Source organism: Pseudoflavonifractor phocaeensis, from assembly GCF_021531815.1.
Lineage (GTDB): Bacteria > Bacillota > Clostridia > Oscillospirales > Oscillospiraceae > Lawsonibacter > Lawsonibacter phocaeensis_A.
Map to the genome: position 1 here is coordinate 1 of NZ_JADYUM010000022.1, position 12,984 is coordinate 12,984.

21 protein-coding genes are annotated in these 12,984 nt (G+C 60.1%); all 21 read left to right on the plus strand.

Annotation, left to right across the window (positions count from 1 at the left end; genetic code table 11):
- The first annotated feature begins 93 nt into the window (after window positions 1-93).
- Window positions 94-651 (plus strand): 50S ribosomal protein L5, encoded by a 558-nt coding sequence (gene rplE / locus I6E42_RS11440; protein WP_268841988.1) that lies wholly within the window; start codon window positions 94-96, stop codon window positions 649-651.
- Window positions 652-666: 15 nt separating this feature from the next.
- Window positions 667-852 carry a type Z 30S ribosomal protein S14 gene (locus I6E42_RS11445; protein ID WP_087395876.1) on the plus strand — a complete coding sequence of 62 codons (186 nt, stop codon included), beginning with the start codon at window positions 667-669 and terminating at the stop codon, window positions 850-852.
- 576 nt (window positions 853-1,428) lie between these two features.
- Window positions 1,429-1,827, plus strand: coding sequence for a 30S ribosomal protein S8 (gene rpsH, locus I6E42_RS11450; protein WP_235372069.1), 399 nt, complete (start codon window positions 1,429-1,431; stop codon window positions 1,825-1,827).
- A 14-nt stretch (window positions 1,828-1,841) separates the two neighbouring features.
- On the plus strand, window positions 1,842-2,387 hold the full coding sequence (rplF, locus tag I6E42_RS11455; protein ID WP_235372070.1) for a 50S ribosomal protein L6: 546 nt from the start codon (window positions 1,842-1,844) through the stop codon (window positions 2,385-2,387).
- 17 nt (window positions 2,388-2,404) lie between these two features.
- The gene (gene rplR / locus I6E42_RS11460; RefSeq protein ID WP_235372071.1) at window positions 2,405-2,764 is read left to right on the plus strand and encodes a 50S ribosomal protein L18; all 360 of its coding nucleotides are present in this window, start codon (window positions 2,405-2,407) and stop codon (window positions 2,762-2,764) included.
- A gap of 19 nt (window positions 2,765-2,783) precedes the next feature.
- The gene (gene rpsE / locus I6E42_RS11465) at window positions 2,784-3,284 is read left to right on the plus strand and encodes a 30S ribosomal protein S5 (RefSeq protein ID WP_235372072.1); all 501 of its coding nucleotides are present in this window, start codon (window positions 2,784-2,786) and stop codon (window positions 3,282-3,284) included.
- Window positions 3,285-3,298: 14 nt separating this feature from the next.
- Complete coding sequence (gene rpmD, locus I6E42_RS11470) at window positions 3,299-3,481, plus strand: 50S ribosomal protein L30 (RefSeq protein ID WP_118641835.1); 183 nt, start codon at window positions 3,299-3,301, stop codon at window positions 3,479-3,481.
- Between the two features lie 15 nt (window positions 3,482-3,496).
- A complete protein-coding gene (gene rplO, locus I6E42_RS11475; RefSeq protein ID WP_235372073.1) occupies window positions 3,497-3,937 on the plus strand; it encodes a 50S ribosomal protein L15 in 441 nt (146 codons plus the stop codon).
- Window position 3,938: 1 nt separating this feature from the next.
- Window positions 3,939-5,324, plus strand: a complete 1,386-nt coding sequence (gene secY / locus I6E42_RS11480) for a preprotein translocase subunit SecY (RefSeq protein ID WP_235372074.1) — start codon at window positions 3,939-3,941, stop codon at window positions 5,322-5,324.
- A gap of 22 nt (window positions 5,325-5,346) precedes the next feature.
- On the plus strand, window positions 5,347-5,979 hold the full coding sequence (locus I6E42_RS11485; RefSeq protein ID WP_235372175.1) for an adenylate kinase: 633 nt from the start codon (window positions 5,347-5,349) through the stop codon (window positions 5,977-5,979).
- A gap of 11 nt (window positions 5,980-5,990) precedes the next feature.
- Window positions 5,991-6,755: a type I methionyl aminopeptidase gene (map, locus tag I6E42_RS11490; RefSeq protein WP_235372176.1), complete on the plus strand. Its 765-nt coding sequence runs from the start codon at window positions 5,991-5,993 to the stop codon at window positions 6,753-6,755.
- Window positions 6,748-7,041: a KOW domain-containing RNA-binding protein gene (locus I6E42_RS11495; RefSeq protein ID WP_235372075.1), complete on the plus strand. Its 294-nt coding sequence runs from the start codon at window positions 6,748-6,750 to the stop codon at window positions 7,039-7,041. Before map ends, I6E42_RS11495 begins: the two co-directional genes overlap by 8 nt.
- Entirely contained in the window at window positions 7,034-7,252 is a 219-nt protein-coding gene (gene infA, locus I6E42_RS11500; protein ID WP_050623219.1) for a translation initiation factor IF-1, read from the plus strand. The genes I6E42_RS11495 and infA overlap by 8 nt, the downstream gene beginning before the upstream one ends.
- A gap of 242 nt (window positions 7,253-7,494) precedes the next feature.
- Complete coding sequence (gene rpmJ, locus I6E42_RS11505) at window positions 7,495-7,608, plus strand: 50S ribosomal protein L36 (RefSeq protein WP_008982609.1); 114 nt, start codon at window positions 7,495-7,497, stop codon at window positions 7,606-7,608.
- A gap of 18 nt (window positions 7,609-7,626) precedes the next feature.
- On the plus strand, window positions 7,627-7,995 hold the full coding sequence (rpsM, locus tag I6E42_RS11510) for a 30S ribosomal protein S13 (RefSeq protein WP_235372078.1): 369 nt from the start codon (window positions 7,627-7,629) through the stop codon (window positions 7,993-7,995).
- Between the two features lie 13 nt (window positions 7,996-8,008).
- Window positions 8,009-8,413 carry a 30S ribosomal protein S11 gene (gene rpsK, locus I6E42_RS11515; protein ID WP_235372080.1) on the plus strand — a complete coding sequence of 135 codons (405 nt, stop codon included), beginning with the start codon at window positions 8,009-8,011 and terminating at the stop codon, window positions 8,411-8,413.
- 20 nt (window positions 8,414-8,433) lie between these two features.
- A complete protein-coding gene (gene rpsD / locus I6E42_RS11520) occupies window positions 8,434-9,036 on the plus strand; it encodes a 30S ribosomal protein S4 (RefSeq protein ID WP_235372085.1) in 603 nt (200 codons plus the stop codon).
- Between the two features lie 131 nt (window positions 9,037-9,167).
- On the plus strand, window positions 9,168-10,118 hold the full coding sequence (locus tag I6E42_RS11525) for a DNA-directed RNA polymerase subunit alpha (RefSeq protein WP_235372087.1): 951 nt from the start codon (window positions 9,168-9,170) through the stop codon (window positions 10,116-10,118).
- A gap of 157 nt (window positions 10,119-10,275) precedes the next feature.
- The gene (rplQ, locus tag I6E42_RS11530) at window positions 10,276-10,620 is read left to right on the plus strand and encodes a 50S ribosomal protein L17 (RefSeq protein ID WP_268841989.1); all 345 of its coding nucleotides are present in this window, start codon (window positions 10,276-10,278) and stop codon (window positions 10,618-10,620) included.
- A 344-nt stretch (window positions 10,621-10,964) separates the two neighbouring features.
- Window positions 10,965-12,020 (plus strand): acyltransferase family protein, encoded by a 1,056-nt coding sequence (locus I6E42_RS11535; RefSeq protein WP_235372089.1) that lies wholly within the window; start codon window positions 10,965-10,967, stop codon window positions 12,018-12,020.
- Window positions 12,021-12,041: 21 nt separating this feature from the next.
- The gene (locus tag I6E42_RS11540) at window positions 12,042-12,863 is read left to right on the plus strand and encodes an amidohydrolase family protein (protein ID WP_235372090.1); all 822 of its coding nucleotides are present in this window, start codon (window positions 12,042-12,044) and stop codon (window positions 12,861-12,863) included.
- Window positions 12,864-12,984 lie beyond the last annotated feature (121 nt).

The following is a 12,984-nucleotide window of genomic DNA, read 5'->3' on the forward strand; positions in this document are numbered from 1 at the left end:
CACCCGCCCCGCCCACAAGCTGCTGGCTGACGGCAAGAAGGTCTGCGTCTGCAAGAAGTGCGGCGCTGAAATCTGAGAGAGGAGGAGTAACAAATGGCTGATAAGAAAGTGCCTAACCTGAAGGCCAAGTACCAGGCCGAGGTCGCTCCTGCTCTGATGCAGAAGTTCGGCTACAAGTCCACCATGCAGATCCCCCGCCTGGAGAAGATCGTGGTCAACGTGGGCTGCAGCGACGCCCGCGAGAACGCCAAGGTCCTGGACGCCGTGGTCAACGACCTGACCACCATCACCGGCCAGAAGGCCGTCATCACCAAGGCCAAGAAGTCCGTGGCTAACTTCAAGCTCCGTGAGGGCATGCCCATCGGTGCCAAGGTCACCCTGCGCGGCGACAAGATGTGGGAGTTCCTGGACCGCCTGTTCAACGTGGCTCTGCCCCGTGTCCGTGACTTCCGCGGCATCTCCGCCGACGCCTTCGACGGCCGCGGCAACTACGCCCTGGGCATCAAGGAGCAGCTGATCTTCCCCGAGATCGAGTACGACAAGATCGACAAGATCCGCGGCATGGACATCGTCATGTGCACCACTGCCCAGACCGATGAAGAGGCCCGTGAGCTGCTCAAGCAGATCGGCGCTCCCTTCGCCGGCCGCTAAGGAGGAGGAGAAATTATGGCTAAGAAATCTATGATCCTGAAGCAGCAGGCTGAGCCTAAGTTCTCCAGCCGCCGCTACAACCGCTGCAAGATCTGCGGCCGTCCCCACGCCTACCTGCGCAACTACGGCATCTGCCGTATCTGCTTCCGCGAACTGGCCTATAAGGGCCAGATCCCCGGCGTGAAGAAAGCGTCTTGGTAAATCCTCTTGCGTCATGCCTCGCTGCGTCGGTTTGCTGTACACAGAGTACGGCCTCGCCTCCGCGCCTCGTCTGACGAAAGGACCTTCACCAAGCCGTCCCAGCCTCTGAACGGGGCCGACGGAATACGGATTAAGATTCCCGGGAAGGGGCTGAAAAGCCCCTTCCCGGAATAATCTTTCCACACGTTCGTGTGTGCGCAGAGAAAAACCCTTGTAATTCCCGAAAAATCAGGTTATAATGAGTCGATTGCGCGTCCAGGTGCAACCGCAATAAACTCCCAACGCTGTCGGGAGTGCCGAACCCCGTGGGTCCTGAGCGAAAACCGTTCCGGGCCGCGGGTTTTGTCCTGCGAACCAAACAGTCCGGAGACCGGCGCGTCACCCGCGTCCCGTCCGGCGGTCCGAAGGGACATCTTAAGTTGGTCAAACCCGCCCTGACCCAGGCGGTTTTGATAAATACCGTGCCTGCCCCAACCAGGCACAAAGGCGGTCAATAGGTCGGGGAAGCACCTACTCTCCGATACCTTACCGTCTGTACCGGACAAAACCGGTAATCTGAATAGGAGGTAACAGTCCATGCAAATCACCGATCCCATTGCGGATATGCTGACCCGCATCCGCAACGCGAACAACGCCAAGCATGACACCGTGGACGTCCCCGCGTCCAACATGAAGAAGTCCATCGCTCAGATCCTGCTGGATGAAGGCTACATCAAGAACTTCCAGCTGATCGACGACGGGACTCAGGGCGTTATCCGCATCACCCTGAAGTATGGCGCCGGCAAGGAGAAGGTCATCTCCGGTCTGCGCCGCGTGTCCAAGCCCGGTCTGCGCGTCTACGCCGGCGCCGACGAGCTGCCCAAGGTCCTCCGCGGCCTGGGTATCGCCATCGTTTCCACTTCCAAGGGCGTCATGACCGACAAGAAGGCCCGTGAGGCCCATGTCGGCGGCGAAGTCCTGGCATTCATCTGGTAAGGAGGGTTATAGGAATGTCTAGAATTGGTAGAGCTCCTATCGCCATTCCCGCCGGAGTGGAGATCAAGGTAGAGGACAACAACGTTGTCACCGTGAAGGGTCCCAAGGGCACCCTGACCCAGCAGTTCAACCCCAACATGGCCATCGCCATGGAGAACGGTGAGCTGCACGTCACCCGTCCCAACGACGCCAAGGAGAACCGTGCCCTGCACGGCCTGACCCGCACCCTCATCCACAACATGGTGGTGGGCGTCACCGAGGGCTACAAGAAGGAGCTGGACGTCAACGGCGTTGGCTACCGTGTGGCCAAGGAGGGCAACAAGCTGGTCATGAACCTGGGTTACTCCCACCAGGTCATTGTTGAGGAGGAAGAGGGCATCACCATCGAGGTCCCCGGCCCCAACAAGATCATCATCCACGGTTGCGACAAGCAGCAAGTGGGCCAGTTTGCCGCCGAAGTGCGGGAGAAGCGTCCCCCCGAGCCTTATAAGGGCAAGGGCATCAAGTACGTCGATGAAGTTATCCGCCGCAAGGCTGGTAAGACCGGCGCCAAGAAGTAAGAAGGAGGTGTGCCAAAATGATCAACAGACCCGATACCCGTTCTCAGCGCATCAAGCGCCACAAGCGCGTGCGTGCTAAGATTTCCGGCACGCCCGAGCGTCCCCGCCTGAACGTGTTCCGCAGCGAGACCAACATCTACGCCCAGATTATCGACGATGTGAACGGCGTGACCCTGGTTTCCGCTTCTTCCCTGGAGAAGGACTTTGCCTGTGAGGGCACCAAGAGCGACGCCGCCAAGCAGGTGGGCATCAATGTCGCCGAGCGTGCCAAGGCCAAGGGCATCGACACCGTGGTCTTCGACCGCGGCGGCTATGTCTATCACGGCCGCGTCAAGGCTCTGGCCGAGGGCGCCCGCGAGGGCGGCCTGCAGTTCTAAGGGAGGAGGAAAACGACAAATGGCTAGATTTGAGAGAGAGCCCAGCGAGTTCGTCGAGAAGCTGGTTTATCTGAACCGTGTATCCAAGACCGTCAAGGGCGGCCGCGTGGCGAAGTTCTCCGCCCTCATGGTGGTGGGCGACGAGAAGGGCCGCGTGGGCTTCGGCCTGGGCAAGGCCGCTGAGGTCCCCGAGGCCATCCGCAAGGGCATCGAGGATGCCAAGAAGAATATGATCACCGTGCCCATGTCCGGCGCTACCATCCCCCACGAGGTGATCGGCGAGTTCGGCGCCGGCCGCGTGCTGATGAAGCCCGCTGCCCCCGGTACCGGCATCATCGCCGGCGGTCCTGTCCGTGCCGTCATGGAGGCGGTCGGCATCAAGGACATCCGCGCCAAGTGCCTGCGCTCCAACAATCCGCAGAACGTGGTCTCCGCTGCCTTTGAGGGCCTGAAGTCCCTGCGCAGCCCCGAGGAAGTAGCCAAGATCCGCGGCAAGAGCGTGGAAGAGATCGTGGGTTAAGGAGGGCTTTTACAATGGCTAATCTGAACATCAAGCTGGTCAAGAGCCTGAACGGCCGCATCGCCAAGCACAAGGCGACCGCCGAGGCCCTGGGCCTCCGCAAGATCGGCGACACCACCGTGCAGCCCGACAACGAGGCTACCCGCGGCAAGATCGCCCACATCGGATACCTGCTCCAGGTCACCGAGGAAAACTAAAAGGAGGCGCGAGACATGAATCTGCATGAACTTTCCCCCGCCGCCGGCTCCAACACCAAGGCTTACCGCAAGGGCCGCGGCAATGGTTCCGGCAACGGCAAGACCGGCGGCCGCGGCCAGAAGGGCCAGTGGGCCCGTTCCGGCGGCGGTGTCCGCGTCGGTTTCGAAGGCGGCCAGATGCCTCTGACCCGCCGCATCCCCAAGCGTGGTTTCCACAACATTTTCGCCAAGCCCCTGGAGGCCGTCAACGTTTCCACCCTCGAGAAGTTTGAGGATGGTGCCGTGGTCGATGCCAAGGCTCTGCTGGAGAAGGGTATCCTCTCCAAGTGCGAGTACGGCGTCAAGATCCTGGGCAACGGCAGCCTGACCAAGAAGCTGACCGTCCAGGCTTCCGCCTTCTCCGCCTCTGCTAAGGAAAAGATCGAAGCTGCGGGTGGTAAGGCGGAGGTGATCTGAGATGATCCAGACGATCCGTAACGCTTGGGCGGTGCCCGAGCTGCGCAAGAAGATCCTGTTCACCATCTTTGCGCTGCTGATCTTCCGTCTCGGTTCCGCCATCCCCGTCCCCTATATCAATTCCCAGCTCCTGTCCATGCAGCTGCAGAGCCAGAGCGGCACTATCCTGGGCCTGATGAACGCTATGAGCGGCTCCGCCTTCTCCATGGCAACGGTCTTCGCCCTCAGCATCCAGCCCTATATCAACAGCTCCATTATTATCCAGCTGCTGACCGTGGCCATCCCCGCTCTGGAGCGGCTGGCCAAGGAGGGCGGTGAGGAAGGCCGGAAGAAGATCGCCTCCATCACCCGGTACACCACCGTGGCCATCGCCCTGCTGCAGGGCTTCGGCTACTACACCCTGATCAAGAGCTACGGCCTGATCCAGACCGGTACCCTGCCCGCCCTGTGGGTCGGCATCGTCATCGTCCTGTCTTTCACCGCCGGCTCCGCCTTCCTGATGTGGCTGGGCGAGCAGATTACTGAGTTCGGCATCGGCAACGGCATCTCTATCATCCTGTTCGCCGGTATCGTCTCCCGCTTCCCCAGAATGGTCACCGACTGCATCAAGGGCGTCAACATCTGGAGCCAGGTGAAGAACGGCGCTTTGACCGCTGAGATGATCATGGAGCAGTATCCCACGGTATACAAGACCACGGAGGACGCCCAGGCCTACATTGACCGTATGGCCCTGGCCCCCTGGATGATCCCTGTCATTCTCATCGGCATGATCGCCCTGGTGGTCTTCATCGTCTTCATCTCCGACGCCGAGCGCCGCCTGCCTGTCCAGTACGCCAAGCGGGTGGTGGGCCGGAAGATGTACGGCGGCCAGTCCACCCACATCCCCATGAAGGTGAACATGTCCGGCGTCATGCCCATCATCTTCGCCCAGTCCATCGCCTCCCTGCCCGCCACCATCGGCGCCTTCGCGGGGTGGACCACGGACAACAGCGCCATGATGCGGCTGTTCGACACCAGCAAGCCTTTCTACTCCATTCTGTACTTCTTCCTCATTGTTGGCTTCAGCTACTTCTACGCCAGCATGACCTTCAACCCCATCGAGGTGTCCAACAACCTGAAGAAGAACGGCGGCTTTATCCCCGGCTTCCGTCCCGGCAAGCCCACCGCCGACTTCATCACCAAGGTGCTCAATAAGATCACCATGTTCGGCGCCCTGTACCTGTCCGTTGTGGCTATCCTGCCCATCGTGACCGGCAACATTGTGGGTTACAGCTCTCTGGCCATCGGCGGCACTTCCATCATCATCGTGGTGGGCGTTGCCCTGGAGACCGTGAAGCAGATGGAGGCCCAGATGCTCATGCGGCACTATAAGGGCTTCCTGGAGTAAAAAGGAGTCGGAGATCATGGGAATGAAGCTGATTCTGCTGGGCGCCCCCGGCGCCGGCAAAGGAACTCAGGCTGAGATTCTCAGCGCCAAGCTGGGTATCCCGACCATCTCCACCGGAAATATTCTCCGTGCCGCCATTAAGGACGGCACGCCCATCGGCCTGCAGGCCAAGTCCTATATGGACGCGGGCAAGCTGGTCCCCGACGCCGTCATCATCGGCATCGTGGCCCAGCGGCTGAAACAGCCCGACTGCGCCAACGGCTTTATTCTGGACGGGGTGCCCCGCACCATCGGCCAGGCCGAGGCTCTGGACGCCGCCGGCGTCACCTTTGACCATGTGATCTCCATTGAGATCTCCGACGGAGAGATCGTGGACCGCATGGCCGGGCGGCGGGTCTGCTCCTCCTGCGGCGCCCCCTATCACATCAAAGCCAAGCCCCCCAAGCAGGAGGGCGTGTGCGATTCCTGCGGCGGTCCCCTGGTCCAGCGGGACGACGACAAGGCGGAGACGGTGCTTCACCGCCTGGAGGTCTACCACGCTAAGACGGAGCCGCTGAAGGGTTACTATGAAGCCAAGGGCATCCTCTCCCCCGTGGCCAACCAGGCCACCATCGAGGGGACGACCAAGGTCATGATGGAGGCCCTGGGAATCTGATGGGATTGGAAATGATCTCGCTGAAATCCCCCCGGGAGATCGAGGCGATGCGCAAGGCCGGACGGATCACCGCCCAGGCCCGCGCTCTGGCCGGTTCCATGGTGGCCCCCGGGGTCACCACCCATGAGATCGACCAGGCTGTGCGCCGCTTTATCGAGAGCCACGGGGCAAAGCCCTCCTTTTTGGGCTACGGCGGCTTCCCCGGTTCCGCCTGCATCTCGGTGAACGAGGAAGTCATCCACGGCATCCCCGGTCCCCGGAAGCTGAAGGAAGGGGACATCGTGAGCATCGACGTGGGCGCCTATATCGGCGGCTTCCACGGCGACTGTGCCGCCACCTACCCCTGCGGCAAGGTGAGCGACGAGGCCATGAAGCTGATCCGGGTCACCCAGCAGAGCTTCTGGGAAGGCATGAAATATGCCCGCCAGGGCTGCCGGGTCTCCGACATCGGTCACGCGGTCCAGGAGTATGTGGAATCCAACGGGTTCTCCGTGGTCCGGGACTTTGTGGGCCACGGCGTGGGTGCCAAGCTCCACGAGGCACCGGAGGTCCGCAACTTTGGACCAGCCGGCCACGGTCCCCGGCTGCTGCCGGGTATGACCATCGCCGTGGAGCCCATGGTCAACGCGGGCGGCTGGCAGGTCAAGGTGCTGGCCGACAAGTGGACCACCGTCTCTCTGGACGGCTCTCTGACGGCTCACTATGAAAACAGTATCCTGATCACCGACGGCGACCCTGAGATCCTGACCGTCACCGAGGATGGAGCCTATGTATGATTATACAGGCTGGATCGTCCGTGCGACGGCTGGTCGGGACAAGGACGGTCTGTTCTGCGTGGTAGGCGTGGACCAGGAGCGGAACTTTCTGCTGCTGGCCGACGGAAAACGGCGGAAGGTGTCGAAGCCCAAAGGGAAAAAACTTGGGCATGTGGCGCCTCTCACCGACCACCTGCACGAATTTGACCATCCCGCCATCAAGAAGCTGAAACAAGGAGAACCGGTGTCTGACCGGGAACTGAGACGGGCGCTGGCCGCCTTCAAGGAGGGAATCACGCTTGGCTAAGGACGATATGATCGAGTTGGAGGGAATCGTCACCGAATCTCTCCCCAACACCACATTTCATGTGGATATCGGAAACGGCCACATTATCCTGGCACATATTTCCGGCAAGCTGCGGATGAACTTCATCCGCATCCTGCCCGGCGATAAGGTGACGGTTCAGATGTCACCTTATGACCTGACCAGGGGAAGAATCACCTGGCGTAGTAAGTAAGTATAAACGACCGAATCGTCTGGCTTTCCCGGGAGCCTTGCCTCCTGGGTCCGCGAAAACCTTTTGTCCCCCGGAGGGATGGCGGCCGCAGGCCGCCCCAAACCGGAGCCCAGCCGAAGGCGGGTCCGGTTTGGAGAGGAGGAGCGGCGGAATGAGCGAGCCTTCCCCGGCAGGGGGAGGCGAGGGATATGAAGCCCGCGACGACGAGGGGCCATCAAGGCATTCATCAGGAGGTTATCACAATGAAAGTAAGACCGTCCGTGAAGCCCATGTGCGAGAAGTGCAAAGTCATTAAGCGCAAGGGCAAAGTCATGGTAATTTGCGAAAACCCCAAGCATAAGCAGAGACAAGGTTAATTGGAGGTGCTGTAATAAATGGCTCGTATTGCCGGTATTGACCTGCCGAGAGAGAAGCGAATTGAGATCGGCCTCACTTATATCTACGGCATTGGGCGCACCAGCGCCAACAAGATCCTGGCCCAGGCCGGGATTAACCCCGACACCCGCGTGAAGGACCTGTCCGAGGAGGACGAGGCCAAGCTGCGTGAGATCATTGGCCATGAGTACACCGTTGAGGGCGACCTGCGCCGCAACGTGGCCATGGACATCAAGCGTCTGACTGAGATCGGCTGCTACCGCGGCATCCGTCACCGCAAGGGTCTGCCCGTCCGCGGCCAGCGGTCCAAGACCAACGCCCGTACCCGCAAGGGTCCCAAGCGCACTGTCGCCAACAAGAAGAAGTAAGGAGGGATAAGCAATGGCTGCTGCTAATACCAAGGGCAAGAAAGTTGTCCGTAAGCGCCGCGAGCGCAAGATCGTTGAGAAGGGCCAGGTGCATATCCGCTCTTCCTTCAACAACACCATGGTCACCGTCACTGACGCCCAGGGCAATGCCCTGTCTTGGGCTTCCTCCGGCGGCCTGGGCTTCCGTGGTTCCCGTAAGTCCACCCCCTTCGCCGCTCAGACTGCTGCTGAGACCGCTGCCAAGGCTGCGATGGAGTATGGCCTGAAGACCGTCGAGGTCTTCGTGAAGGGCCCCGGCGCTGGCCGTGAGGCCGCTATCCGGGCGCTGCAGGCCGTGGGTCTGGAGGTCACCCTGATCAAGGACTGCACCCCCGTTCCCCACAACGGCTGCCGTCCCCCGAAGCGCCGCCGCGTCTGATTTGAAGGAGGTTTTGACACATGGCTAGAAACATGCAGCCCATCGCCAAGCGGTGCAAGGCGCTCAACCTGTCTCCCGCCGCCATGGGCTATGCCAAGAAGGATACCAACCGCAACCCCAAGGGTCAGATGCGCAAGAAGCAGTCTGAGTACGCCATGCAGCTGACCGAGAAGCAGAAGGTCAAGTTTGTCTACGGCATCCTGGAGAAGCAGTTCCATATGTACTATGAGAAGGCTTCCCGTATGCCCGGTAAGTCCGGCGAGAACCTGCTGGTCCTGTGCGAGCGCCGCCTGGACAACGTGGTGTACCGTCTGGGCTTTGCCAAGACCCGCCGCGAGGCCCGTCAGCTGACCACCCACGGCCACTTCACCGTCAACGGCCAGCGCGTGGACATCCCCTCCTACCTGGTGAAGACCGGCGACGTGATCGAGGTCCGGGAGAAGAGCCGTTCCTCCGTCAAGTTCAAGGGTCTGCTGGGTGAGGACGCCCCCATGGTCACCCTGCCCAAGTGGCTGACCCGTGACAAGAATACCCTCCAGGGCACCGTCGCTGCCATGCCCGTCCGGGACGACATCGACTTCCCCGTGGAAGAGCACCTCATCGTCGAGCTGTATTCTAAGTAATAAGTTTCCCGCCCGCCTCTCCGGCCCGGCCGGAGAGGCCTGGCGGACCACACTTAGACAACCCTCAGATATTGGTGAGCTGAATGAGGCGGCGAGAGAGCGCCGCCGAGAAAAGGAGGGTATCCTAGCATATGGTAGAAATCGAAAAGCCCCGCATCGAATGTGTGGAAAATCCCGGCGATGCTTCCTATGGCAAGTATGTGGTCGAGCCTCTGGAGCGCGGCTACGGCACCACTCTGGGCAACTCCCTGCGCCGGATTCTGCTGTCCTCTCTGCCTGGTACCGCGGTGACCTCCATCAAGATCGCCGGTGTCCAGCATGAGTTTACCACCATCCCCGGCATCAAGGAGGACGTCACCGAGATCGTCCTGAACGTGAAGGGGATCATCGCCAAGCTGTACTGCGAAGGCGTGAAGACCGTCCACATTGAGGCTGCCGGCGAGTGCAAGGTCACGGCTGGCGACATCAAGGCGGACGCCGACGTGGAGATCCTGAATCCCGACCTCCACATCGCCACCCTGGGTCCCGATGCCACCCTGAGCATGGAGCTGACCTTGTCCCACGGCCGGGGCTATGTCTCCGCCGACAAGAACAAGCCCGCTCAGTCCATCATCGGCATCATCCCTGTGGACTCCATCTACACCCCTGTCCGCAAGGTCAATTACACCGTGGAGAACACCCGTGTGGGCGACGCCACGGACTATGACAAGCTGACCCTGGAGGTGTGGACCAACGGCACCATCGACGCCCGGGATGCCGTCTCCCTGGGAGCCCGCATCCTGTGCGACCACTTCACCCTGTTTACTGACCTGTCCGAGACCATGGGCAACAAGTCCACCGTGGTGGAAAAGGCCGAGGCTCAGCGGGACAAGGTGATGGAGATGACCATCGACGACATGGACCTGTCCGTCCGCTCCTACAACTGTCTGAAGCGGGCCAACATCAACACGGTGGAGGACCTGATCTCCAAGACCGAGGAAGAGATGATGAAGGTCCGGAACCTGGGCCGCAAGTCCCTGGAAGAGGTCATCAACAAGCTGGCTATGATGGGCCTGTCCCTGGCCAGCGATGATAATAATTAAACACCTGGTGTTTGATAACCGGGACAGCGTTAAAAGTATGTAACGTTCCGTTTTACGCACGGCAGATTGCCGTCCCTATGTGGGTGTCCCAGGCCGAAAGGCCGAATGAACGAATTTATGAAAGATCTCGCCACGCGAGGTCGGAGGAGAGTTTACTATGTCTCTGAAGAATCGTAAGCTGGGCCGCACCAGCGATCAGCGCAAGGCTATGCTCCGCGCCATGGTCACCTATCTGCTGGAGAACGGCCAGATCAAGACCACTGTTACCCGCGCCAAGGAAGTCGCTCCCGTGGCTGAGAAGATGATCACCCTGGCTAAGGACAACAGCCTGACCTCCTACCGCCAGGCCCTGGCCTTCATCACCAAGGAGGACGTGGCCAACAAGCTGTTCAAGGAGATCGGCCCCAAGTACGCCGACCGCAACGGCGGTTACACCCGTATCGTCCGCATTGGCCCCCGGCGCGGCGACGCCGCCGAGATGGCCATTATCCAGTTGGTGTAATCATACACGGCTTGAAAAATCCCGTTCCGAGAGGAACGGGATTTTTTGTACGCGCCGTCGCGCCGGGGGAAATAGGGTGCCCCAAGAAGGCGACAGTGCCGCCTTCTTGGGGAGAGGAGGAGCAGCGGAGTGAGCGAGCCCATCCGCTTGCGGAAGGGCGAGGGATATGGAGCTTGCGACGACGAGGCGACGCCGCCGAGATGGCCATGATCCAGTTGGTGTAATCATACACGGCTTGAAAAATCCCGTTCCGAGAGGAACGGGATTTTTTGTACGCGCCGCCGCGCCAAAACAGAAAAGCCTTTGCTTTTCCACAGAATTTGATATAATGCTTTCATAAGGCGATGGAGGGGGAGAAGGCTGTGGCGGACGTGGAGCAGAAACAAAATGATAAGTTGGATCTTTTCAAATGTATCGCTATTTACAGCACAATATTTGCCCACGCACCCCTTCCCGGGGCAGTGGGTCAGCTGCTTGCCGCCCTGGCAAAGTTTTCGGTAGTCGTGTTTTTCCTGTCATCCGGTTATTTCAGTTGGGAGAAAAACAGCAGGACCCTGGGCAGGAGAAGCCTGCGCATGGGGAAACTTCTGCTGGAAACATCGGTTATGCTGCTACTGTTTGGCTGTGTTTTGGCGGTAAAAGGAGGACAGACCGTCAGCGCCTACCTGCTCAGCCGGATGAATCCCTTGTTTTTGAAAGAAATCGTGCTCTATCAGGTACTGCCCTTTCCATACGCCTGGCCGATGTGGTATTTGACAGCTCAGTTTATGGTCTATGTGATTTGGTGGAGCATAACGTATATCTCGGAACGACTGGGCAAGCGGCTGCCCTACAATGTGTTGGGAGCGGCAGCTCTGGGGCTGCTGCTGCTCCACCTCTCCTTGGGAGAATGGCGGGCCATGACGGGGCAGACGCCTCTGAACAATATGTATCTCCGCAACACGTGGCTGGACGGCCTTCCCTTTTTTACATTGGGCGTCTGGATGCGGGAACACCGGGAGGGACTGCAAACCAAAGGGAATGTACCTTGGCTTTGGTGCGGCGTGGCGGTATCTGTTCTTCTGGCGGTGTGGGAGCACAGCAGAGTTGGCGTGGTAGACGTATTTGTGGGCACAACGTCAGTGGCATTCCTGCTGGTGTGGCTCTCGCTCTGTTCGCCCCAGATACCAAGCCCATGGCTGCGGCGGACCGCCTGTTGGTGCGGGAAAAATCTGACGTTTTACATTTATGTGATCCATGTGCCTCTTTACGGGGTAATGAAGGAGTGGGCGGGGCAGGTCCCCGTGTTTGCCTGGGCCATGGGGCGGCCATGGCTGATGCCGTTCCTCATCACTTTCCTGAGTACATTGGCGGCATGGGCCATATATTTCCGTCCGTGGCGCAAAAGGCGGCAGCGGTAAAACAATGAAGGAGTATTGCCTATGAAAATCATCGACGCGCATCTCCATATTTTCCCCCAGGAGGATTGGGCGGAGCAGACTGCCGCCGGGGTGGGACACCATAACAGCCTGGACCATCTTCGGCAGGTCTACGGGGAACTGGATATGGTCCACGGAGTGGTCATGGGGAACCGCAGCCTGGAGGTGGGCGACCACCACTACCCCGCCGACCTGTTCCACTACTGCGTGGGACTGGACAGCTTTCTTCTGGAGGGGGGCAGGAAGGCCATCCCCGACCTGGCCGACCGGGTGGAGGAGCACCTGAAGCGGGATGCCTGCTGCGGCGTGAAGCTATATCCGGGCTACAACAAGATCTGGCTGTCCGACCCCATGTACACGCCCATCTACGACCTGGCGGCCCGGTATGACAAGCCGGTGGCTGTCCACATGGGGCTCACCGCCAACAGACGGGCCCACCTGAAATACTGCCATCCTCTGGCCCTGGACGAGGTGGCCGCCGACCATAAAAAGACCCGGTTTGTCATGTGCCACTTCGGGAACCCGTTTTTGGAGTCCGCCGCCGCCGTGGTGGAGAAGAATCCCAACGTGGCCACCGACCTGTCCGGCCTGCTGGAGGGGCGGGTGGACCTGGAGCGCTATTTCCGGGAGCAGGCGGGCTATGTGTCCCTGCTCCGGACCTGGCTCACCGCCATCTGCCAATGGGACGACGTGATGTACGGCACCGACTGGCCCATTGTCAACCTGGGGGAGTATATCCGGTTCATCCAGGGCGTGGTCCCTGAGGAACACTGGGAGAAGGTATTTTTCCAAAACGCCAACCGCATTTATGGCCTGGGCCTGTGAAAACAGCGCCGCCCGTCAGCCCGACGGACGGCGCTGCGGGTTTCTTTTGGGAACCGGTGCTGCGGCGCCTCTGCTGCGGCTAGAAAGCACGTCTGCTTCCTGAAAAAGGAAATCTTGACAA

Coding starts and splice junctions, on each gene's coding strand:
- rplE (WP_268841988.1), top strand. CDS start 94: ATGGCTGATAAGAAAGTGCCTAACCTGAAGGCCAAGTACCAGGCCGAG.
- I6E42_RS11445 (WP_087395876.1), top strand. CDS start 667: ATGGCTAAGAAATCTATGATCCTGAAGCAGCAGGCTGAGCCTAAGTTC.
- rpsH (WP_235372069.1), top strand. CDS start 1,429: ATGCAAATCACCGATCCCATTGCGGATATGCTGACCCGCATCCGCAAC.
- rplF (WP_235372070.1), top strand. CDS start 1,842: ATGTCTAGAATTGGTAGAGCTCCTATCGCCATTCCCGCCGGAGTGGAG.
- rplR (WP_235372071.1), top strand. CDS start 2,405: ATGATCAACAGACCCGATACCCGTTCTCAGCGCATCAAGCGCCACAAG.
- rpsE (WP_235372072.1), top strand. CDS start 2,784: ATGGCTAGATTTGAGAGAGAGCCCAGCGAGTTCGTCGAGAAGCTGGTT.
- rpmD (WP_118641835.1), top strand. CDS start 3,299: ATGGCTAATCTGAACATCAAGCTGGTCAAGAGCCTGAACGGCCGCATC.
- rplO (WP_235372073.1), top strand. CDS start 3,497: ATGAATCTGCATGAACTTTCCCCCGCCGCCGGCTCCAACACCAAGGCT.
- secY (WP_235372074.1), top strand. CDS start 3,939: ATGATCCAGACGATCCGTAACGCTTGGGCGGTGCCCGAGCTGCGCAAG.
- I6E42_RS11485 (WP_235372175.1), top strand. CDS start 5,347: ATGAAGCTGATTCTGCTGGGCGCCCCCGGCGCCGGCAAAGGAACTCAG.
- map (WP_235372176.1), top strand. CDS start 5,991: ATGATCTCGCTGAAATCCCCCCGGGAGATCGAGGCGATGCGCAAGGCC.
- I6E42_RS11495 (WP_235372075.1), top strand. CDS start 6,748: ATGTATGATTATACAGGCTGGATCGTCCGTGCGACGGCTGGTCGGGAC.
- rpmJ (WP_008982609.1), top strand. CDS start 7,495: ATGAAAGTAAGACCGTCCGTGAAGCCCATGTGCGAGAAGTGCAAAGTC.
- rpsM (WP_235372078.1), top strand. CDS start 7,627: ATGGCTCGTATTGCCGGTATTGACCTGCCGAGAGAGAAGCGAATTGAG.
- rpsK (WP_235372080.1), top strand. CDS start 8,009: ATGGCTGCTGCTAATACCAAGGGCAAGAAAGTTGTCCGTAAGCGCCGC.
- rpsD (WP_235372085.1), top strand. CDS start 8,434: ATGGCTAGAAACATGCAGCCCATCGCCAAGCGGTGCAAGGCGCTCAAC.
- I6E42_RS11525 (WP_235372087.1), top strand. CDS start 9,168: ATGGTAGAAATCGAAAAGCCCCGCATCGAATGTGTGGAAAATCCCGGC.
- rplQ (WP_268841989.1), top strand. CDS start 10,276: ATGTCTCTGAAGAATCGTAAGCTGGGCCGCACCAGCGATCAGCGCAAG.
- I6E42_RS11535 (WP_235372089.1), top strand. CDS start 10,965: ATGGAGGGGGAGAAGGCTGTGGCGGACGTGGAGCAGAAACAAAATGAT.
- I6E42_RS11540 (WP_235372090.1), top strand. CDS start 12,042: ATGAAAATCATCGACGCGCATCTCCATATTTTCCCCCAGGAGGATTGG.